The sequence below is a fragment of the Megasphaera hutchinsoni genome, from assembly GCF_001553405.1.
Lineage (GTDB): Bacteria > Bacillota > Negativicutes > Veillonellales > Megasphaeraceae > Megasphaera > Megasphaera hutchinsoni.
On sequence record NZ_KQ960952.1, the window covers coordinates 133,345 to 153,864 of the forward strand.

A 20,520-nucleotide genomic window follows, 5' to 3' on the forward strand; every position below is an offset into this window, starting at 1 on the left:
GTATGAAAAAAACAATTCGGCAACTATCTGTTGTTAATAAAAAAGTGTTTATGCGGGTCGATTTTAATGTACCTTTGGATGAACAAAGGCATATTATCGATGATACGAGAATACAAAAAACATTACCTACGATTCGATATGTATTAGAACAAGGGGGGGCTGTTATTTTAGCTAGTCATTTAGGACGTCCCAAAGGAAAACGGCTGAAAGAATTTTCTTTACAACCTGTTGCAGAACGGTTATCTGAATTATTACAACAGCCGGTTACCATGGCACCTGATTGTATTGGTGAGGCGACAAAGGAACTGGTTAGTAAAATGAAACCAGGCGACATTGTTTTGTTAGAAAATTTGCGTTTTCATGCGGAAGAAGAGAAAAATGATCCGGATTTTGCAAAACAATTAGCGGCACTAGGAGATATAGGAGTAAATGATGCGTTTGGCTGTTGTCATCGGGCACATGCATCGGTTTCGGGTATAGCGGCTTTTTTACCGATGGTAGCGGGGCTGTTATTAGCAAAGGAAATTCAATTTTTGGGAGAAACCGTAACTAATCCAGAACATCCCTTTGCAGCAATTATTGGTGGTGCAAAAATTTCAGATAAAATAAATGTTATCGATCATTTATTAGATAAAGTAGACGTCATGATTATTGGTGGTGGCATGGCAAATACATTTTTACTTGCACAAGGCTATGCTGTGGGAAAATCATTGGTTGAAATGGATAAGATTGAATTGGCAAAAAAACTTTTACAAAAAGCCAAACAAAAGAATGTTCATTTTTTACTCCCTGTAGATGTGACCGTTGCGTTTAATTTTGCTAATGACAGTGAGTATGTGGTGACAAATCTTAACGATATTCCTCAAACGGGTATGATTTTAGATATTGGGACACGTTCGCAGGCTATTTTTGCAGAAGCTTTGAAAGATATGAAGACTATTATTTGGAATGGTCCTATGGGTGTTTTTGAAATGCCTCATTTTGCTTTAGGAACACAAGCGGTAGCTAAGGCAGTAGCAGATGCATCTGCGGTTTCTATTGTCGGCGGCGGCGATTCTTTGGCTGCTATTAATCAAATGGGACTAGCTGATGCGATTACTCATATTTCAACAGGTGGTGGGGCTTCATTGGAATATTTAGAAGGAAAAGCTTTGCCCGGGATTATCGCTTTGCAAGATTGAGTAAAGAAAGGAACGAGGATATGAGAAAAACAATATTAGCTGGCAATTGGAAAATGAATCAAACCAGTTCTATGGTACATGCGGAATTACAATCGTTACTACAACAGTTGCCAGCGGTACAGGCAGAGATTATTGTTGCTCCTTCATTTTTATATATTACGCAGGCAATTCAGCTTACTAAAGAATCGCCGATTCATATTGCGGCACAAACGATGCATTGGGAAGAAAAAGGTGCTTTTACAGGTGAAGTGTCGCCGACGATGCTAGCTGATGTGAATGTTACTCATGTTATTTTAGGGCATTCAGAACGGCGTATGTATAGTAATGAAACGAATGAAACGGTACATAAAAAAGTACAAGCTGCACTTGCACATCAATTGACCCCTATTATTTGTTGTGGTGAAACGCTAGAAGAGCGAGAAAAGGGACAGATGGAGTCTGTAATATCGACACAAATACAGTGTGCTTTGTCGGGTGTTAGGGAAAACGAAATAAAACAATGTGTTATTGCGTATGAACCAGTTTGGGCAATTGGTACTGGAAAAACAGCTACACCTGAACAAGCACAGGAAGTGTGTGCATTTATTCGCTCATTAATCGTAGCAATGTATACAAAGGAACAGTCTGAAGAAGTTTCTATTTTATATGGAGGTAGTATGAATGCTACTAATGTTTCACAACTTCTCAAGCAACCTGACATTGATGGGGGTTTGATTGGGGGGGCAAGTTTACGTGCTGAAGATTTTTTAGCTATTATTAAACAAGTACCATAAGTTATTGAAAATGTTTGCGTAAGGTAATTTATTTTTCGTAGTTTAGTTTTTGTGTTTTATTCGGCGGTAATATAGAATAATAAAGTGGTGTATGATATAATCTTAATGATTAATATTGTGATTATATTTTTGTGAGGAGACGCGAATACGATGGCATTTCATTTAAAGCCGAAAGAAGAAAAGTTTTTTTCCTTATTAGATCAGCATGCAACATTAGGTTATGAGGCTGCAGATTTATTGTGTCAAGCCATGCATGAAGAGATCGCGAAAGATGTAGCACTAAAGAAAATTGAAGCATTAGAAAAAGAAGCAGATATTTTAGTTATGGAAACGATGAAGCGGTTACAAAAAACATTTATCACGCCTATGGATCGTGAAGATATTCAACAGTTGATCGATCAATTGGATATGGCCATTGATAGTATTAGCGATATCATGGATAAAATGTGTATTTATAATGTAGGGACGGCTACGGAAGGTGCTAAACGAATGACACTTATCACTTCGAAAGCAATGAAAGAAATCAGAAAGTCCATGGGATATATGAAAGATTTGAAAAAAAACTATTTAAAAGTAGAAGCGAGAAGTAAAAAAGTATTAAAATTAGAACAACAATGTGATGATTTATATCATCAAGAAATGGCATATCTATTTACAGAATGCAAGGATCCTATTGAAATCATTAAATGGAAAGAAATATTGCAGTCGATTGAAGATGTTACCGATGATTGTGAAGATTTAGTTATTACATTTAGAAAGGTTGTTTTAAAATATGCCTGAACATTGGTTGATTTGGTTAATCGTATTATTAGCAATATTGTTTGATTATATTAATGGATTTCATGATACGGCCAATGCGATTGCAACGAGTGTATCGACACGAGCTATATCACCCAGAAATGCTATTTTTATGGCGGCGATATTGAATTTTACGGGAGCAATGGTTAGTACGGGTGTAGCTAAAACCATTGGTGGGGATTTAGTATCACAACCATCTGAAATCAGCTTAGAAGTTATTGTAGCGGCGTTAATCGGAGCGATCGTTTGGAATATTGCGACATGGTATTTTTGCATTCCTAGTAGTTCTTCCCATTCTCTTATCGGCGGTGTAATTGGTGCTGTATGCATTAGCGTAGGACCAGCAGCACTCGATAGTGATGGTATTGGTAAAATTATTTTATCGTTAGTGTTATCACCAGTGATAGCATTGGCAATTGGTTACTTAGTAATGATTGCTATTTTGTGGATTGTTCGCAATCGTTCACCATTACTGTTGAATCGGCAATTTCGTAAAATGCAGTTATTATCAGCCAGCTTAATGGCTTTTTCGCATGGTGCCAACGATGCACAAAAAGCTATGGGAATCATTGCTTTAGCTTTAGTTACGGGTGGTTATTTAGAGGCTATGGAAATTCCTATTTGGGTAAAACTGGCTTGTGCTACATCAATGGCATTGGGAACTTCCGTTGGTGGTTGGCGGATTATTTCTACGATGGGAACCAAAATTTTTAAAATGGAATCGATTAATGGCTTCGCAGCAGACCTTAATTCAGCATTAGTTATTTTTGGTGCTACTTTTTTACATTTGCCCGTTAGTACGACTCATGTTGTGTCAGGGTCTATTATGGGTGTAGGATCAGCCAAACGAGTGCGTGCTGTGCATTGGGGTGTTGCTCGTAGTATGTTAATTGCATGGGTTGTAACTATTCCTATTAGTGCAGCTATATCGGCAGGTATTTATTGGCTTCTTTCACTTATTTGATATAAATAGGCAGCAATTAAAATGATTGCTGCCTATTTTAGCTATTGCAGTGTATCAGGAGGGACAGATAAAGAAGGTAGTAATTCAGTGAATGTTATAAAAATAAAAAATAATAAATTAAAAATAACAAAAAGAAAAATCATGAAAACTATACTTTTATTGTATCTTATTGTATAATTTATTATATAGAGAGGAGCTGAAACTGCATGAAATTAAATCAGGCAACGGATTATGCTTTTCGAATGGTTCTATATTTAGCATCACTTCCAGAAGGTGCTAAAATAACCGGTGCATCGTTAGCAGAGAAGCAAAATATTCCAGAACGCTTTTTATTAAAAATAATGCGTAGTTTAACTGCGGCAGGGATTATGAAATCATATCGAGGAGTAGAGGGTGGCTTTGCATTAAACAGAAGTGCGAAAGAGATTACGTTGTTTGATGTAATCGAAGCGGTAGAAGGACAAACGGAATTACAACGATGTCTACAAGATCTTGGATCCTGTACGCGTGCATGTAGTGGCATGTGTTCTATTTATACTGCATTTGCAGATATTCAACGTGATTTGGCAATGAAACTGAAATCTATTAATTTTTATGATTTAGCAGCACAAGAAGCAGATGCGATGGGAATTGAATTTCCTCAGAACATAGAATAATTAATACGATCTATATGTAGAGATGATAAAAAAGAAAGGACAGTAGAAAAAAACTACGGTCCTTTCTTTTTTTTATTGCTACTTAATTATTTATATAAGATGATTGGTTAATTTAGTTTACCCTTTATGGGTGCGTGGATTGGAACAATAATGCAAAAAGTATAGATTGATAAGTTGTTACGTAATCTTAAAAATAAAGTGGAAAAATTATTATTTTTTTTGTTCTTTGTTAAATAAAGTTTGTCTGCTAATATTTAATATACTGGCTATTTGCGTTTTTGTAAATCCTTGTTGAAGTAGATCTTGAATGAGAAGGGTATCCATATCTTGATGTAGTTTTTTTAAATTGATGTTCATAGAATTGAATTTGATTTTAAATATTTTTGCGGTGGTTACGGCTTATTTTGCTATGTTCTTGAGCTTTAGAGATGCCTGTACGGGTATTGTGATGAACGTGCTTAAGCGGATTACATCGGAAGAAAATTTAAATCGTCGGGTATTAAAGTATGGCATTAGTGTATTTTGTGTTTTGTTATGCTGGGGAATCATTTTAGTCAATGCACCGATTTTGAAATTTACACCGATATTAGGCTGTCTTATTGGTATTATTGCTTGTTTCTTACCAGCTTGTTTGGTATGGAAGTTAGATTATTTAAAAAAATATAAAGACTGGAAGTTGATTCCGGTTATTTTTATGGGCCTTATATTACTTATTTCTCCAATTATATCGTTGTGGTAAGATGTATATAAAAAAGTATGAAAAAAGGTTTGGTGATGATATGAATGTACAGGAACTATATAAGCAAAAGTTGCGTATGCCACAAGAAGCGGTACGCATCGTAAAAAATGGAGATTGGATTGACTATAGTCAGGTCTGTTCGTTTCCTCAAGCACTTGATCGCGCCTTAGCAGAACGCGGTGGAGAGTTAGAGGATGTAAAAATTCGTAATGCTATTTCTTGCTGTCCCGTGCAAGTGGTAGAACAAGATAACGCACAACAGTCTTTTACCTATAATTTATGGCATTGCTCTTCATTAGATCGAGTTTATTTAGATACAAATCGTGCTTTTCATTCGCCTATGGCGTTTAGAAATTGTGGTTCCTATTATAGTCGGGGAATGGCACCTGTTAATGTAGCTATGATAACGGTGGCATCCATGGATAAGCAAGGTAATTTTTCGTATGGTTTAACGAATTGTTGCCAACAAGAAGTACTTGATGCAGCAGATCATATTATTTTAGAAGTAAATCCTAATATGCCCGTTATTTATGGAATGGCAAATGATCATATTCATATCTCCGATGTTGAGTATGTGGTAGAGAGCAATGTTTCTTTATGCACGGCACCAGGAAGATCAGCGACTGAGTTAGATCGTAAGATTGCAGAAAATATTTTTCCCTATTTATATGATGGGATGAATTTACAACTAGGTATTGGTGGTATTCCCAATGCATTAGGTGAATTGATCGCGGCATCGGATTTGAAAGATTTGGGCATGCATACAGAGTTGATGAGTGATGGTTATTTGGAGTTATATAAAGCTGGGAAAATCACGAATAAACGTAAGAATTTACAACGACATAAGGGCGTATTTTCTATTTGTTTAGGGTCTACTGAATTATATAAATTTTTGCATTACAATCAAGATATTTTATCGGCACCGATGAGTTATGTGAATAATCCGGAAGTTATTCGCCAATTGGATAATTTTGTCTCTATAAATGGTTGTATTGCGGTTGATTTGTATGGACAAGTTTCCTCGGAATCATCGGGAATACGACATATCAGTGGAACGGGTGGTCAATTAGATTTTGTTACAGGCGCATATATGGCAACGGAAGGGAAGGCTTTTTTAACTATGGCGTCTATGCATGTTGATAAACATGGGTGTAAGCATTCTCATGTTGTACCCCGGTTTACCGCTGGGGATATTATCACTACTCCACGTACACAGGCACCTTATTTGGTTACAGAATATGGTGTAGCTCATTTATCTGGATTGACTACATGGCAACGAGCTGAAGCGTTAATTTCTATTGCTCATCCTGATTTTCGAGAGGAATTGATTCAATCTGCTGAAGTTCAAGGAATTTGGCGTAAAAGCAATAAAAAATAAGAAATACAAGTAAAATATCTTTTTGCGAATTTTAATTCAAAAGAGATTACACTAATATGTATAATGATAAAATGGAAAAATATTAAAAAAATTATAAAAACATATTGACAAAGATATTTTCCTTTTGTACAATAAATACATGCTTACGGACAAGATGTTCTTGAAGCAGAATATTGTAAAAATCTGATGACGGGAAAGAGTACTTTATAGTGAAATTTTCAGAGAGCCGATGGGTGGTGTGAATCGGTAATGGAAGATAAAGGAAAATCATCCCTGAAGAGAAGTGCTGAATATATTATTAAGCACTCACGATTTTTCCACGTTATAGGAAACGCGTATGTTGGTACGTTGTAGAGAGCCCGTAATAACAGTAATGTAACGGGAATCAGGGTGGTAACGCGGAATATACTCCGTCCCTCAGAAGAGGGACGGAGTTTTTTTATATCGCAAACGGCACTGACGTTCTCTACATTCCAACAGGAATAATTTATTACCTAATGGAGGAGAGATGTAGTATGGCAAAAGTGTATTATGACAAAGATGTAAATTGGGATGTGTTGAAGAATAAGAAGGTGGCCGTTATTGGGTATGGTAGTCAAGGACATGCACATGCTTTGAACTTAAAAGAAAGTGGTGTAGACGTTGTAGTTGGTTTATATGAGGGAAGTAAGTCGGTAGCACGAGCTAAAGCGGCGGGATTAGAGGTAAAACCGGTAGCACAAGCGGTGGCAGAAGCAGATGTAACGATGGTTTTAATTCCAGATGAAAAACAAGCGACCGTATATAAAAAAGAAATTGCTCCTAATTTAAAACCATATAGTGCGTTGGCATTTGCTCATGGGTTTAATATACATTTTAAACAGATTGTACCGCCAGAAAATGTGGATGTTTTTATGGTTGCACCTAAGGGACCAGGACATTTAGTGCGGCGAACCTTTGTAGAAGGTGGCGGTGTTCCTGATGTTTTTGCGGTGGAACAAGATGCGACAGGAAATTGTTTTGATTTAGCATTAGCTTATGCTGGTGGTATTGGCGGAACTCGGGCAGGAGTATTGCAAACTACATTTAGAGAAGAAACAGAAACTGATTTGTTTGGTGAACAGGCCGTGCTTTGTGGTGGTATTTGCCAACTTATCACTAATGGATTTGAAACATTATGTGAAGCTGGATATCAACCGGAAATTGCATATTTTGAAACATTTCATGAAATGAAGTTGATCGTTGATTTGATGTATGAAGGCGGAATGGCAAAAATGCGTCAATCTATCAGTGATACTGCTGAATATGGTGATTATACGGCTGGTAAAAAAGTGGTTACAGAAGAAACGAAAAAAGCGATGAAACAGGTGTTGGCAGATATTCAAGACGGTACCTTTGCTAAAGAGTGGTTATTGGAAAATAATGCAGGTGGACGAGCTCATTTCTTAGCTATGCGACGGCAACATGCTGAACATCCAGTAGAGGTTGTTGGGGAAACACTGCGTAAAATGATGCCATGGCTGCATAATGATGATAAAAAAGATTAAGGGTTGGTAAACTATCAAAAAAAGAACGGACATCTTTTTTATATGGATATAGAAAGATGCCCGTTTTTTAAATAGTATGAGGTGAAGATAATGAAAATGACCGGAGCACAAGCCCTGCTTGAATGTCTGAAAAGAGAACATGTGGATGTTGTTTTTGGCTATCCGGGAGGGGCTGTATTAACATTATATGATGAATTGTATAAAGCTAAGTTTCCCCATATTTTAACAGGACATGAGCAAGGTGCTGTACATGCGGCTGATGGATATGCACGTGCAACGGGAAAAGTTGGTGTCTGTTTTGCTACGTCTGGACCGGGTGTATGTAATATGGTTACAGGTATTGCTACGGCAAATATGGATTCGATTCCCTTAGTCATTATTAGTGGGCAAGTTGCTACTGCACTTATTGGTAGAGATTCATTTCAAGAAGCTGATATTTCTGGTATTACTACGCCTATTACAAAACACAATTATTTAATAAAAGATGTCAAAGAATTGCCCCGCGTGTTAAAAGAAGCATTCTTTATAGCTAAGACGGGACGTCCTGGACCAGTATTAGTGGATATTGCCAAAGATGTATTTGATACAGAATTTTTTTATACGTATCCAGAAGAGGTTCAATTGCGTGGATATACAGGGCATTATGAAGGACAGGTTTTTGATTTGGATAAAGCTGTTGCCGCACTAGAAGAAGCACGGCGTCCTCTTTTTTTAACAGGTGGTGGGGTCATTGCTGCTAATGTATCTCCGTTGCTACGGCAGATTGTTGATGTGTTACAAGTGCCAGTTATTACGACATTAATGGGAAAAGGTGCTGTCGATGACTTGTATCCGTATCATTTAGGTATGGTAGGCATGCATGGATCGTACGCTGCGAATATGGCTGTTACGGAATGTGATTTATTGGTAGCTTTGGGGGCGCGATTTGATGATCGCGTGACAGGGGTTGTTGCGAATTTTGCTCCGCAAGCACAGATTATTCATTTAGATATAGATAAGGTAGAAATTAATAAAATTATACATGCACATATTAGTGTAAATGGAGATTTGCGATGGTCATTACCTTTGTTGTTGAAAAAAATTACGGCGTCAGCAGTTCCTTTTGTCAATCAGTTTGCAACATGGCGAGAGCATGTAACACAGCGACATATTCAACATCCATTTCAAACTCGACAAGTACCTCATACGATATCACCACAAAAATTATTTGAAGAAGTGCGTAAAAGGGTTCCAGACGATACGATTGCTGTTACTGATGTGGGACAACATCAAATGTGGACTGCCCAATTTTTTAATTTGTCTATTCCACGCACGTTTTTATCATCGGGCGGATTGGGAACCATGGGGTATGGCTTGCCAGCCGCCATGGGAGCGAAAATTGGTTGTCCTCGCCAAATGGTTGTACTTTTTACGGGTGATGGTAGTATCATGATGAATTGTCAAGAATTTATGACCTTGACAAAATATGGTATTGATATAAAAGTTATTGTTTTACATAATAATGTTCTTGGTATGGTCAATCAGTGGCAACGAATGTTTTATAAGGGGCATTATTCGGCCTCAATATTAGCGGATAATCCAGATATAACCAAGGTTTCTGCATCTATGGGCGTATCAGGATGGAAGGTGAGTGAACCGGAAGAATTGATCCCTACTTTAGAGGAATTTTTGATAGCGGAAGGATCTGGAGTCTTAAACGTACGGATTCCAGAAGATGAAAATGTATACCCTATGGTGCCTGGGGGTAAGCGATTAGATCAAATGGTGTGGGAGGGAAAAACGGTATAATGAGACAACATTTAGCTATTTTAACCGATAATAAACCTGGTGTTTTGACCCATGTAGCAGGACTTATTAGTCGAAGAGCAATTAATATAGAATGTATCAATGCAGGATATACAGAAGAACCAGACGTGACACGTATTAATATTATTGTAACTGTCGAAAATCGTGAAGCATTAGATCAAGCGGTTAATCAGTTAGCTCGATTGATTGATGTGATAAAGGTAATAAATTTAGACGATCGGCCTTTTATTGGGTGTGAATTGGCGATGATTAAAGTTAAGTATACGCATACATCTCAACGAGAAGAGCTGGCAAATATGGCGGCATTATTTCATGCAAAAGTAGTAGATGTACAGTTAAATTCACTTATTTTGCAAGTCGCAGGCAAGGAAGATCGAATTGAGGCATTGTTGCGTATGTTAAATGAATATGAAATATTAGAGATTGCTCGCACGGGTCAAATTTCATTATCTCGAGGTGATGTACCCGTAAAAAATATGTAAAGAAAGAAGTGTGACTAATATGCGTAGTGATGTAGTAAAAAAAGGAATTACAAGAACCGCTCATAGAACGTTATTTCATGCTATGGGATATACAGATGAGGAATTGCAGAAACCGTTAATTGGTGTCGTAAATGCATTTAATGAAATTATTCCAGGACATATTCATTTACGAGATATTGCACAGGCCGTGAAATTGGGGATAGCCGCTGCGGGTGGAACGCCGATTGAATTTCCAGCTATTGGTATTTGTGATGGTATTGCTATGGGACATGCAGGAATGAAGTATCCATTAGCGAGTCGAGAACTTATTTGTGATTCTATTGAAGCGGTTGCTAATGGGCATGCTTTTGATGGGTTGGTGCTTATCCCTAATTGCGATAAAATTGTTCCAGGGATGTTAATGGCAGCAGGACGATTAAATATACCAGCCGTGGTAGTTAGTGGCGGACCAATGCTAGCAGGAAGACACAAGGTTAAAGATATTAGTGTGAGTACTATGTTTGAAGCGGCTGGAAAGGTAGAAAGTGGTCATATGACGAAGGAAGAGTTACAAGAAATGGAATCGCAAGCATGTCCCGGGTGTGGATCTTGTTCGGGATTATTTACGGCGAATACGATGAATTGTATGACGGAAGTATTAGGTATGGGATTACCTGGGAATGGCACTATTCCTGCTGCTTATACTGGTGCAAGACGTATGTTGGCAAAACAGGCAGGGCATGTGATTATGGATTTAGTGAGGAAAGATATAAAGCCACGGGATATCATGACACGAGAAGCTTTTGAAAATGCTATTGCCGTAGATATGGCTATTGGTGGTTCAACGAATACGGTGTTGCATTTACCCGCTATTGCACATGAAGCAGGGGTAGAATTGCCGTTGGATGTTTTTGATGAAATTAGTCGCAAAGCAGTCTATATTTGTAAAATGAGTCCAGGTGGTACGTACCATATGCAAGATTTAAACGAAGCTGGGGGCATGAATGCAGTAATGAAAGAGTTAACTGCATTAAATTTGATTCATACAGATGCTCAAACAGTAACAGGCACTATTAAAGATCGGATTGCACATGCTGTAAATGAAAGACCGGAAGTATTACATCATATAGAAAATGCGTATATGCATAAAGGAGGGATTGCTATTTTAAAAGGTAATTTAGCTCCCTTAGGATCGGTCATTAAGGAAAGTGCAGTAGAACCAGCTTTATTAACATATACAGGGACAGCGAAGTGTTATGATTCGGAAGAAGCAGCGATAAAAGCTATCTTAGGCGGAGAAATTAAGGAAGGGCATGTAGTCGTTATTCGCTATGAAGGCCCAAAAGGTGGTCCAGGTATGCGAGAAATGTTGAATCCTACCGCCGTGATTACGGGCATGGGACTAAAAGTCGCCTTGTTAACGGATGGGAGATTTAGTGGGGCTAGTCGTGGAGCTTGCGTTGGTCATATATCACCAGAAGCGATGGAAGGAGGACCGATTGCCTTAATAGAAGATGGGGATGTTATTGTAGTAGACATACCACAACGTAAGTTAGTTCTGCAAGTTGACGATGAAGAGTTAGCACGTCGAAAAGCAGCATGGAAACAACCTGAGCCGAAGGTTAAAACGGGATACTTATCCCGGTATGCTCGTTTGGTAACATCTGCTAATACGGGAGCTGTATTACAATGATGGGCAGATAAATTGATGGACTATTATATAAAAAACTAGAAGTTCAATGTTGAACCTCTAGTTTTTTTGATAAAAGTAGCTATAAAAACTTTGTAAAATTTTACGGTAAGATAAAAAAGTCATTATAGTAAATTAGCATTAGTTAGAAAAAAATCCGTATATGTTTGTATACATATACGGGATTTTTAATTATAAGAAATAAGGTTATTCTTTGGAATTGGTAATTTTGAAGATAGGATTATCGATTAATCGATCGGCTTCATCGATATATCTCCGTACAACAGATTGTGATTTATGTCGCGTTTGGCGCATAATTTGTCGTTCTTCTACATGGTGTTGTGCCGCTGAGGTGGCAAAACCATGCCGTAGACTGTGTGCACCATAGTCTTTTGGATCCATACCCATTAAACCTACATAATGTTTAACTAAGAGAGCAATTGTTTTATCAGAAATACGTGTTGAACGAATTTTGTGTCCCTTTGTGAATCCGCGAAAAACAGGACCAGTTGTGATGTTACTTAGGGAGAGCCAGTTTTTTACTGCACATACTGCACATATTTGACTATCTTGAACGTAGGGGATGGCAATCATTTGCCCTTTATCAAAAGGATCTGTTTTTGATTTGCGTAAGGTAATAAGCATACCAAGTCGAGTAAAGCGAATGTCTTCGACATCTAAATTTGTGATTTCAGAACGTCGCATGGCTCCATAAAATCCCGTAAGTAGAATTGCTTTATCGCGTGCTCGTTGCAAAGGATTCCCTTCTATATAAGTGAGCATTTCTTTAATGTCATCAAATAGAATAGGTAATTTCCCCTGTTGAATTGTTCCTTTCATGCGTTTAATACCGCGTAAGGCGTTTTTTACTAAGGGCATTCGACAAGGATTTTCTAGTAATCCAGCGGCATCGAAATTTTCGGTTAATGCACTAATGCGGCGAGCCACTGTATTGGCCTTAGCATGGTCTGCTAAATCATTCATATAATTTACGATGGTTTCTGGTTCAGCTGGAAAAGAGCTGACGTGGTGATAGGAGCACCAATCACAAAAATCATTCCAATCGGATCGATATGCTGTGATAGTATGTTCAGCTCGGGCAATATAAATACTTTGGCGTGATTTTTTGCTAAGTTTGCTGTTTTGTTCAATGGATGTATTTTTTCCGATAAAAAAATTGTTATCGTTATGGGTTTTCATGAGTTATTCTCCTTGTTGGTTCATTTATAGTAACATAGCATAAATATGAATAGATGGTCAAGCCATATTAGGGTAGGGAATTAATGTGTGGGGAGGGAAACCATTTAGTATAGTCATAACAAAGGGAAAAGGCTTTTTTTAATTCGGGGAATAAAAATTTGTTTTTATGATAAGTTATTTTGAAATTTCGTTTAAATATATTATTCTTTACATAACAAATGCCTAGTAGTCCAGCACGTACTTCTTTTTCTACTAAATGATACGAAAGAATAGTACCACCTAAACCGGCTATGACCGCTTTTTTTAAAGATTCTGTGTTATTATAACTACCATCGATGCTAAAAGCAACATGCTGTTCTTTCATTAGATGAATAAACATATCTCGTGTACCACTACCTTCTTCGCGTAAGAATAGAGAGATGTCTTGTAAATCAATTAGGTCGATGTGTTGTTTGGTGAGTAAGGGATGGGTAAGGGGAAGGGCGACAACTAGTTCATCCGACATAAATGGTTGAGCTAATAAATATTCTGAATGGATATTTCCTTCAACTAGGGCAAAATCTAGTTTATCAGATAACAACATGGCTTCTAGTTCGGTTGTATTATGAATTTCTGAAACAATTTTGATATGATGTGTTTGTTTTAGATAATGAATATATTCAATTAAACAAAGTTCGCCAATCGTTACACTAGCACCAATGCGGAGGGGATTTGTTTTCTGAAATGATGTCATGGAGGTGTCGATTTGTTTGGTAAGGGAAAAAATTTGATAAGCATATTGTAATAAACACTTTCCTGCGGAGGTGATGTATAAATGTTTGTTTAGTCGTTCAAATAGTTTTGTATCATAGCGAGTTTCTATTTCTTGGATTGCTTGGCTGACTGATGGCTGGGTCATGTGTAAGCGCTTTGCGGCACGGGTCATATTATTTTCTTCACAAACACAAATAAATATGAAAAAGTGTCGTAATGTAATAGATTTCTTCATATAGCCTCCTACCTATTAAATATATAAAATAATATAATTTTACATATGCTTTTTTATATGATACACTGTTTTACAGTTGCTAACAAGATATACATATTTTATATGTATATGAATAGCATATAGTTCTATAATGAGGAGTTGTTGGGGAAATGTCTAGGATACATATTAAAGGGATGCTCTTTACCTTAATTTTTGCTATTCCAGCTGCATTATTAGGGTGGAAATTTCCGCTTATTGGTGGTCCTGTATTTGGTATTTTATTAGGAATGATTTTTGCGGGGATAAAACGACCACCTACATTTGAACCAGGAATTACGTATACAGGAAAACAAATATTGCAATATTCTATTGTTTTGCTAGGTTTTGAAATGAATTTAATGCATGTTGTTCACACGGGAGCTCGTTCTTTTTCAGTCATGGTATTTACTTTGGCTACGGCTTTTATTGTGGCGTTTGTATTTGGTAAATTGTTGAAATTACCATTTAACACAACTACATTAGTTGGTGTAGGCACCGCTATTTGTGGTGGTTCTGCAATTGCTGCTGTAGCACCTATTATTAAAGCGAATGAAAAGGATGTAGCTTATTCTATTTCAACGATTTTCTTATTTAACATTATTGCTGTCTTTTTATTTCCCTTTTTGGGGCATATGATGCATATGTCAGATAGCGGTTTTGGGATGTGGGCAGGTACTGCAATTAATGATACGTCTTCTGTTGTTGCTGCGGGTTACTCGTATAGTGCAGTTGCGGGTGGATTGGCTACAATTACAAAATTAACACGAGCATTAATGATCGTACCTGTATGCATTATTATTGCAACTATCATGGCCAAGCGCCAAAAAGGGGACAATGCTTTTTCTTTACGTAAAGTATTTCCTAATTTTATTTTATACTTTATTATTGCATCTATCATTAGTACGGTAGGGAATACGGTAATTCCCCATAGTTTGTTGCATTTTCTAGGCGAAGCGGGAAAGTTTTTCATCGTTGTAGCGATGACAGCTATTGGGTTACATACGCATTTATTGGGACTCATTAGGAATGGATTGCGTCCTATTGTATTGGGTTTACTTTGTTGGTTTGGTGTAGCAAGTGTAAGTTTGATTGTACAACATGTGATTGGTATGTTATAAATAAATAGGGGATAGTAGTGTTAACGCACGGAATTGCAGGTTGCATTCCGTGCTTTTTTAGTGCTGGCTTGGTAAGTTTGGTGTTAGGGAATGAGAGAAATACAGGTGTTTTTATTGCTTTACGTATGCTAGCATATACCTTTTTATTTATATTAAAAATATCTATCAAAAGGCGTTGAATGATATGAAGATACCGTAGTATAATAAATTAACAATAGTATATATATGGTGTTGATATGTCATGGGGAGCTATTTTGTTCACCGTTTTTTTATGTTAAGAAAGAGCAAAATGTATTATCGTCATATATGTATAATAGTTGTGAATAAAGAAAATTAGAATAAGGAGTACATATGAAAACATTAACGAATGAATTATATCAAAAATGGCATGATGCATATGAGCAAGATGGACGTAATAAATTGATAGAAAGTGCTATTTCTAATGTAGGTATAGTAGAGGCTAGTAAAAATAAACGCATGATTCAGCAACATAACTTTATATTTAGTGAAGAGATTGAACATAAAAATATTACCGATCAAAAGCAATCGGGTCGTTGCTGGTTATTTGCCGCATTGAATATGGCACGACCTAAATTGATAAAAGAATTGAAGTTAGAATCTTTTGAATTATCACAATCATATCTTTATTTTTTTGATAATATGGAAAAAACGAATGTATTTTTAAATATGATTCGGCAAACAAAAAACTTGGATATTAATAGTCGAGAAGTGATACATGCACTTACGTTTAAAACGGAAGATGGCGGTTATTTTGAATACTTTAAAGCATTGATTGAAAAATATGGCATTGTACCGAAAAGTGTCATGGGAGAAAGCTTTAATACGGAAAATTCTAAAGATATGTTCGAACGGGTTGAAGAGATTATCAAAAAATATGCGATGGATATTCGTCGAAGTGTATCTGATGTAGAGATGGATGCGTTACAAGAAGCATGCTTGGAAAAGGTATATAGTATTTTTGTGAAATGTATAGGAAACCCAGTTACTTCCTTTGATTTTGAATATATTGATAAGGATAAAAAATATCATGTAGAACGGGATATGACGCCGCAATCATTTTATCAAAAATATTTGGCAGGCTTTTACGATCAGACCATCCGACTGATTCATGATCCGCGCGAACGTAATCCGTATGGACGGGTGTTTGTGAATCAGGAAATTAAAAATATTGTGGAAATGGATGGTTTGCGGGGATTAAATGTACCTATTGAAGAGATGAAACAAGCGATGCAACGGTCTTTGCAAGATGGGAAAACGGCATGGTTTGCTTGTGATGTAGGGAAAATGAGTGATCGTAAAGCGGGAATATTAGATCCGCGTATATTTAATTACGAAGAAACACTTACGCCGGTAGGTGATTTTTCTAAAGCCGATCGGTTAGATTCAAGACAATCTGTAGCTACACATGCGATGAATATTACAGGTGTCAAGGTTAAAGAGGGTAAACCATTTCAGTGGAAGGTAGAAAATTCGTGGGGAGAGGGAAATGGTAAAAAAGGTATTTTTTCTATGTCCGATGAATGGTTTACGGAGTATGTATATGAAATTATTATTGATAAAAAATATGTATCAAAAGAATATTTACAGGGGCTTTCTAAAGAGCCGATTGTATATAGCCCGTATGATGCATTTTGTACAATTTTAGGATATATTAAGTAATGAAAAATGGTAAACATCTATAGATGTTTACCATTTTTTAGTTTAAGTAATGTGCAAAGCGATTAAAATAGGGAATTTTAGATACATCTTCTCGCGTTATTCCACCTGTTATCATCATGATTCCAATATATATGATCATACCCATAGCACAAGGTAAAAATAGGCTGATGACTAATGGTACATATACGTGTAAGAACATATAAAGAAGCGAAACAATACTACCCATGATAATGGCAGCAAAAGCATTGCGTAATATTAATTTTATATCTATGAGGTATCCCGTATGTCGATAGATAAATATTAGGTTTAATAAGGCAGCGACACCGATATCGGCCACAGTCGCACAGGCGGCACCGCGAATTCCTAACGTAGGAATAGCAACTAAAAACCAGTTGCAACAGACTTTCACGGCAGCGGCAATAATCATATTCATGACTGGAATTTTGGGGCGTTTTAGTCCTTGTAAAATAGCCGTAGTAATTTGATGCATACCTAAAAAGAAAATGGCAATGGCTAACGTTCTAGTTGCGGGTGCTGCAGCAGGTGCATTATAAATGAATGTGACGACAGGAGATGCCATGACAAATAGAAGTACGCTAAAGGGAATTGTTACCAAAAAGGACACTCGTAAAGCACTGGAAGTACGTTGATAAATTTCTTCTTTATTACCTAACGTGAAATAGTGGCTAATGGTAGGAACTAAATTCATTGCCATGGCAATAGTTAAAATGGTTGCTAAGGTAACCAGAGGTACAGACATTCCTGTAAGATAGCCAAATAATTCTGTGGCTTGATGTGTAGTAAAACCAGCCACTTCTAAGCGACGAGGAACAATGAGTAAATCTAAATTGGAAACCACAGGTAACATAATGCTTGCCATAGAAATTGGGATAGAAAGGGAAACCAATCGTTTTAATATGTGGAGTACATTGTCTTGTGGATATAGGGGAGCTTGTATTTTAGGAAGCGATTGTTGCAAACGGTGGTAAAAAAATAGTAACACCAATAATGCTGCAAGTCCACCAAACCCAGCACCTAAACTAGCACCACCAGCGGCATATTCAAGACCATAGGGCATTAGAAATGAAGCAAATCCGAGCATCGTGATAACACGCACGATTTGTTCGGTAATTTGCGAAATCGCCGTAGGTGCCATTTGTCTCCATCCCTGGAGATAGCCACGAAAACCAGCAATGACGGTGGTAAAAAATACAGCTGGTGCTAATGCAATTAATGACCAGTACGCTCTGCTTTCGCGAATAATGTGTTCATCAATAAAAAAACGCGAACCGAAGAATACTAAGATACTTAATACTAGTGCAGTAGTGCAGAGCATGGTGAGGGAAACGTGAAAAATTCGTTTAGCTCCCAGGTAATCTTCTTTTGCTACTTTTTCTGCAGTGATGATAGAAATGGCAATTGGAATACCCGCACTGGATACTTCGAGTGCTAATAAATAAATAGGAAAAGCCATTTGATAAATTCCAATGCCCTCTCCACCTAGAATACGCGAAAGAATAATCCAATTAATACTACCAATAGCCTTTACGACAAATCCCGATAAGGTTAAAATCAATGTACCTGAAATAAACTTATTAACCATATTAACCCCTTGCTTTATGTAAATTTCTTATTATAAACAATTTATTTTAACATAATTTTATTTTTCTATCTACTTTTAAATGAAAAGAAGCTTCGAAAAATGGAAACGATTATAAAAATCATATGTATCTTTTTTAGATATTCCTAATTAGTATGACAAATATATACTATACTAATTGAATATAGAATAAAAGAATGGTACTATTTATATAGTGATAATTAAAATAACCTATTTGCATAACGATGGAGGAGATTATAATGGGATTGAAAAAAAGAATTGTTGGCGTTGTTGGATTGGGGCATGTGGGTGCACATGTAGCGTTTAATTTAGGTATGATGGGCATTGCCGATGCGGTGTATCTTTGTGATAAAAATGAACAAAAAGTATTAAGTGAAGTGCAAGATTTGAATGATGCGGCACCATTTATGCCTAATCATACGGTTTATACGGTGGTTGATTATGCTGGTTTAAAAGATTGTGATATTATTGTTAATGCGGTGGGAAATATTGCGTTATTAGCAACTCATGATCGTGATAAAGAGTTAGAAAATAGTGTTAAAGAAGTTGCTGATTTCATTCCTAAAATTATGGCTGCAGGATTTGATGGTATTTTTGTTAATATTACTAATCCTTGCGATGTTATTACGAATTTAATTAGGGAAAAGAGTGGATTACCTACACAACGTGTTGTAGGAACGGGTACATTATTGGATTCAGCACGATTAATTGCGGTTATTTCTAAACATACAGGACTAGATGCTCGTGGATTTACGGCATTTATGATAGGGGAACATGGTAATGCACAAATGGCAGCATGGTCTTGCATTTCGTTTTATGGGAAACCATTACGCGAATTGACAAATAAAAAAGAATTCCAGTTTACTAAAGAAGAATCGCAAGCTATGGCAATTAAAGGGGCATGGGTTACTTATGTAGGAAAACAATGCACGGAATATGGTGTTGCTTCGGCAGGGGCAACGTTAGTACGGACGATTTTGCGTGATGAAAAACGTATTATCCCTGTATCGGCATATCTTAATGGTGAATATGGTGAAAAAGGAATTTATTGTGGTATTCCTGCCATCATTAGTGCTAAAGGGGTAGAGTCGATTATTGAATATGAATTGACAGATGAAGAAAAGGTAGAGTTTAAGCAATGCTGCGATGCTATTCGCAAGAATATTGAAAAAAGTCATGCATTGTTATAATTTGTAAAAAATCACTATATAATCCTAAAAGGCGTTGTTAGTAATGCCTTTTAGGATTATTTTGATATATATTATTATTAGTGGTATACTATAATAAAGAGAGGTCTATTAATGGGGATATTACGGGTTTTAAAAGAGATAGGAGCGTGTTGATGTATATGAATGAAACAGAAAAAATTACTTATGATAGTCCTTTTGAAGTAGGTTTTGCAGGTTCTAAAGATGCCTACCACCAAAATCCCCCCTGTTATGGATATAATCCGCGTACTTATTATGAACCATGGCGAGATGATTCGTTGACGGATCGCTTTTTTTCTCCACGAGGACGTATGAGCCGTAAGGCCTTTGCAGCGTCTTCGATTATAGGTTGGATTGTTATGATCATTTGGGGTTCCATTTTGATGAATCGATTATGGGATTCTTTTTTACACGGAATGACAGGGTTGATGTTACCTACGGGGCGCACTTTTTTTACTGTTTCTTATTGTGAAATTACGTTATTATTTGCTATTTTTATAGGTTTCTGTGTGATGCAAAGTATGTTTGTTATCCGGCGATTACATGATCGTAATAAAAGTGGATGGCATTGTATTATTATGTATTTACCCTATATTGGTATTTTGTTTTGGGTATATCTTTTGTTTGCTAAAGGAACAAAAGGTAATAATAAATATGGCCCTGATCCGTTAACTCATTTGGGCTAATAAAAAAAGAGATGGATATATATCCATCT

At 36.7% G+C, this 20,520-nt stretch carries 19 protein-coding genes and 1 other annotated feature; of the genes, 15 read left to right on the plus strand and 4 right to left on the minus strand.

Annotation, left to right across the window (positions count from 1 at the left end):
• The first annotated feature begins 2 nt into the window (after nt 1–2).
• The 5 genes from HMPREF3182_RS04620 to HMPREF3182_RS04640 all read left to right on the plus strand — a co-directional run bounded on the left by HMPREF3182_RS04620 (nt 3) and on the right by HMPREF3182_RS04640 (nt 4,372).
• Nucleotides 3–1,181, plus strand: a complete 1,179-nt coding sequence (locus tag HMPREF3182_RS04620) for a phosphoglycerate kinase (protein WP_062485738.1) — start codon at nt 3–5, stop codon at nt 1,179–1,181.
• Nucleotides 1,182–1,201: 20 nt separating this feature from the next.
• Nucleotides 1,202–1,954 carry a triose-phosphate isomerase gene (tpiA, locus tag HMPREF3182_RS04625; protein ID WP_062485741.1) on the plus strand — a complete coding sequence of 251 codons (753 nt, stop codon included), beginning with the start codon at nt 1,202–1,204 and terminating at the stop codon, nt 1,952–1,954.
• Between the two features lie 150 nt (nt 1,955–2,104).
• Entirely contained in the window at nt 2,105–2,734 is a 630-nt protein-coding gene (locus tag HMPREF3182_RS04630) for a DUF47 domain-containing protein (RefSeq protein WP_062485744.1), read from the plus strand.
• Nucleotides 2,727–3,716, plus strand: a complete 990-nt coding sequence (locus HMPREF3182_RS04635) for an inorganic phosphate transporter (RefSeq protein WP_062485747.1) — start codon at nt 2,727–2,729, stop codon at nt 3,714–3,716. The genes HMPREF3182_RS04630 and HMPREF3182_RS04635 overlap by 8 nt, the downstream gene beginning before the upstream one ends.
• 206 nt (nt 3,717–3,922) lie before the next feature.
• Entirely contained in the window at nt 3,923–4,372 is a 450-nt protein-coding gene (locus HMPREF3182_RS04640) for an RrF2 family transcriptional regulator (protein WP_007391960.1), read from the plus strand.
• A 210-nt stretch (nt 4,373–4,582) separates the two neighbouring features.
• On the opposite strand, the gene HMPREF3182_RS07475 is transcribed toward HMPREF3182_RS04640, so the two are convergent.
• Entirely contained in the window at nt 4,583–4,729 is a 147-nt protein-coding gene (locus HMPREF3182_RS07475; protein ID WP_328587212.1) for a helix-turn-helix domain-containing protein, read from the minus strand.
• Here HMPREF3182_RS07475 and HMPREF3182_RS04645 point away from each other — a divergent pair.
• The 6 genes from HMPREF3182_RS04645 to ilvD all read left to right on the plus strand — a co-directional run bounded on the left by HMPREF3182_RS04645 (nt 4,722) and on the right by ilvD (nt 11,975).
• The gene (locus HMPREF3182_RS04645; protein WP_062485750.1) at nt 4,722–5,111 is read left to right on the plus strand and encodes an amino acid permease; all 390 of its coding nucleotides are present in this window, start codon (nt 4,722–4,724) and stop codon (nt 5,109–5,111) included. The two genes, HMPREF3182_RS07475 and HMPREF3182_RS04645, sit on opposite strands and share 8 nt — an antisense overlap.
• Nucleotides 5,112–5,151: 40 nt before the next feature.
• Nucleotides 5,152–6,489 (plus strand): acetyl-CoA hydrolase/transferase family protein, encoded by a 1,338-nt coding sequence (locus HMPREF3182_RS04650; protein WP_062486078.1) that lies wholly within the window; start codon nt 5,152–5,154, stop codon nt 6,487–6,489.
• Nucleotides 6,490–6,666: 177 nt separating this feature from the next.
• Nucleotides 6,667–6,910, plus strand: a binding site (T-box leader).
• A 94-nt stretch (nt 6,911–7,004) separates the two neighbouring features.
• Nucleotides 7,005–8,015, plus strand: coding sequence for a ketol-acid reductoisomerase (gene ilvC / locus HMPREF3182_RS04655; RefSeq protein WP_062485753.1), 1,011 nt, complete (start codon nt 7,005–7,007; stop codon nt 8,013–8,015).
• 90 nt (nt 8,016–8,105) lie between these two features.
• A complete protein-coding gene (ilvB, locus tag HMPREF3182_RS04660; protein WP_007392993.1) occupies nt 8,106–9,803 on the plus strand; it encodes a biosynthetic-type acetolactate synthase large subunit in 1,698 nt (565 codons plus the stop codon).
• Nucleotides 9,803–10,303, plus strand: a complete 501-nt coding sequence (gene ilvN, locus HMPREF3182_RS04665) for an acetolactate synthase small subunit (RefSeq protein WP_007393024.1) — start codon at nt 9,803–9,805, stop codon at nt 10,301–10,303. Before ilvB ends, ilvN begins: the two co-directional genes overlap by 1 nt.
• A 19-nt stretch (nt 10,304–10,322) precedes the next feature.
• Complete coding sequence (gene ilvD / locus HMPREF3182_RS04670; RefSeq protein ID WP_007393004.1) at nt 10,323–11,975, plus strand: dihydroxy-acid dehydratase; 1,653 nt, start codon at nt 10,323–10,325, stop codon at nt 11,973–11,975.
• Nucleotides 11,976–12,179: 204 nt separating this feature from the next.
• On the opposite strand, the gene HMPREF3182_RS04675 is transcribed toward ilvD, so the two are convergent.
• Both HMPREF3182_RS04675 and HMPREF3182_RS04680 read right to left on the minus strand, forming a co-directional pair.
• On the minus strand, nt 12,180–13,172 hold the full coding sequence (locus HMPREF3182_RS04675; RefSeq protein ID WP_007393028.1) for a site-specific integrase: 993 nt from the start codon (nt 13,170–13,172) through the stop codon (nt 12,180–12,182).
• Between the two features lie 67 nt (nt 13,173–13,239).
• Nucleotides 13,240–14,160, minus strand: coding sequence for a LysR family transcriptional regulator (locus HMPREF3182_RS04680; RefSeq protein WP_062485756.1), 921 nt, complete (start codon nt 14,158–14,160; stop codon nt 13,240–13,242).
• 149 nt (nt 14,161–14,309) lie between these two features.
• On the opposite strand from HMPREF3182_RS04680, the gene HMPREF3182_RS04685 reads away from it, so the two are divergent.
• Nucleotides 14,310–15,296, plus strand: a complete 987-nt coding sequence (locus HMPREF3182_RS04685; RefSeq protein ID WP_007393021.1) for a YeiH family protein — start codon at nt 14,310–14,312, stop codon at nt 15,294–15,296.
• Nucleotides 15,297–15,647: 351 nt separating this feature from the next.
• Nucleotides 15,648–16,976: a C1 family peptidase gene (locus HMPREF3182_RS04690; RefSeq protein ID WP_007393015.1), complete on the plus strand. Its 1,329-nt coding sequence runs from the start codon at nt 15,648–15,650 to the stop codon at nt 16,974–16,976.
• A gap of 37 nt (nt 16,977–17,013) precedes the next feature.
• Here HMPREF3182_RS04690 and HMPREF3182_RS04695 read toward each other — a convergent pair whose 3' ends face one another.
• Entirely contained in the window at nt 17,014–18,579 is a 1,566-nt protein-coding gene (locus HMPREF3182_RS04695; protein WP_062485759.1) for a putative polysaccharide biosynthesis protein, read from the minus strand.
• A gap of 257 nt (nt 18,580–18,836) precedes the next feature.
• Between HMPREF3182_RS04695 and HMPREF3182_RS04700 the strand changes: the two genes are divergently transcribed.
• Nucleotides 18,837–19,787 carry a lactate/malate family dehydrogenase gene (locus HMPREF3182_RS04700; protein ID WP_007393000.1) on the plus strand — a complete coding sequence of 317 codons (951 nt, stop codon included), beginning with the start codon at nt 18,837–18,839 and terminating at the stop codon, nt 19,785–19,787.
• 152 nt (nt 19,788–19,939) lie between these two features.
• Nucleotides 19,940–20,491: a DUF805 domain-containing protein gene (locus HMPREF3182_RS04705; protein ID WP_007393017.1), complete on the plus strand. Its 552-nt coding sequence runs from the start codon at nt 19,940–19,942 to the stop codon at nt 20,489–20,491.
• The last annotated feature ends 29 nt before the right edge of the window (nt 20,492–20,520 follow it).

What these genes read in the sequence shown, in the direction of transcription:
- HMPREF3182_RS04620 (WP_062485738.1), top strand. Translation starts at nt 3, where the DNA reads ATGAAAAAAACAATTCGGCAACTATCTGTTGTTAATAAAAAAGTGTTT.
- tpiA (WP_062485741.1), top strand. Translation starts at nt 1,202, where the DNA reads ATGAGAAAAACAATATTAGCTGGCAATTGGAAAATGAATCAAACCAGT.
- HMPREF3182_RS04630 (WP_062485744.1), top strand. Translation starts at nt 2,105, where the DNA reads ATGGCATTTCATTTAAAGCCGAAAGAAGAAAAGTTTTTTTCCTTATTA.
- HMPREF3182_RS04635 (WP_062485747.1), top strand. Translation starts at nt 2,727, where the DNA reads ATGCCTGAACATTGGTTGATTTGGTTAATCGTATTATTAGCAATATTG.
- HMPREF3182_RS04640 (WP_007391960.1), top strand. Translation starts at nt 3,923, where the DNA reads ATGAAATTAAATCAGGCAACGGATTATGCTTTTCGAATGGTTCTATAT.
- HMPREF3182_RS04645 (WP_062485750.1), top strand. Translation starts at nt 4,722, where the DNA reads ATGTTCATAGAATTGAATTTGATTTTAAATATTTTTGCGGTGGTTACG.
- HMPREF3182_RS07475 (WP_328587212.1), bottom strand. Translation starts at nt 4,729, where the DNA reads ATGAACATCAATTTAAAAAAACTACATCAAGATATGGATACCCTTCTC.
- HMPREF3182_RS04650 (WP_062486078.1), top strand. Translation starts at nt 5,152, where the DNA reads ATGAATGTACAGGAACTATATAAGCAAAAGTTGCGTATGCCACAAGAA.
- ilvC (WP_062485753.1), top strand. Translation starts at nt 7,005, where the DNA reads ATGGCAAAAGTGTATTATGACAAAGATGTAAATTGGGATGTGTTGAAG.
- ilvB (WP_007392993.1), top strand. Translation starts at nt 8,106, where the DNA reads ATGAAAATGACCGGAGCACAAGCCCTGCTTGAATGTCTGAAAAGAGAA.
- ilvN (WP_007393024.1), top strand. Translation starts at nt 9,803, where the DNA reads ATGAGACAACATTTAGCTATTTTAACCGATAATAAACCTGGTGTTTTG.
- ilvD (WP_007393004.1), top strand. Translation starts at nt 10,323, where the DNA reads ATGCGTAGTGATGTAGTAAAAAAAGGAATTACAAGAACCGCTCATAGA.
- HMPREF3182_RS04675 (WP_007393028.1), bottom strand. Translation starts at nt 13,172, where the DNA reads ATGAAAACCCATAACGATAACAATTTTTTTATCGGAAAAAATACATCC.
- HMPREF3182_RS04680 (WP_062485756.1), bottom strand. Translation starts at nt 14,160, where the DNA reads ATGAAGAAATCTATTACATTACGACACTTTTTCATATTTATTTGTGTT.
- HMPREF3182_RS04685 (WP_007393021.1), top strand. Translation starts at nt 14,310, where the DNA reads ATGTCTAGGATACATATTAAAGGGATGCTCTTTACCTTAATTTTTGCT.
- HMPREF3182_RS04690 (WP_007393015.1), top strand. Translation starts at nt 15,648, where the DNA reads ATGAAAACATTAACGAATGAATTATATCAAAAATGGCATGATGCATAT.
- HMPREF3182_RS04695 (WP_062485759.1), bottom strand. Translation starts at nt 18,579, where the DNA reads ATGGTTAATAAGTTTATTTCAGGTACATTGATTTTAACCTTATCGGGA.
- HMPREF3182_RS04700 (WP_007393000.1), top strand. Translation starts at nt 18,837, where the DNA reads ATGGGATTGAAAAAAAGAATTGTTGGCGTTGTTGGATTGGGGCATGTG.
- HMPREF3182_RS04705 (WP_007393017.1), top strand. Translation starts at nt 19,940, where the DNA reads ATGTATATGAATGAAACAGAAAAAATTACTTATGATAGTCCTTTTGAA.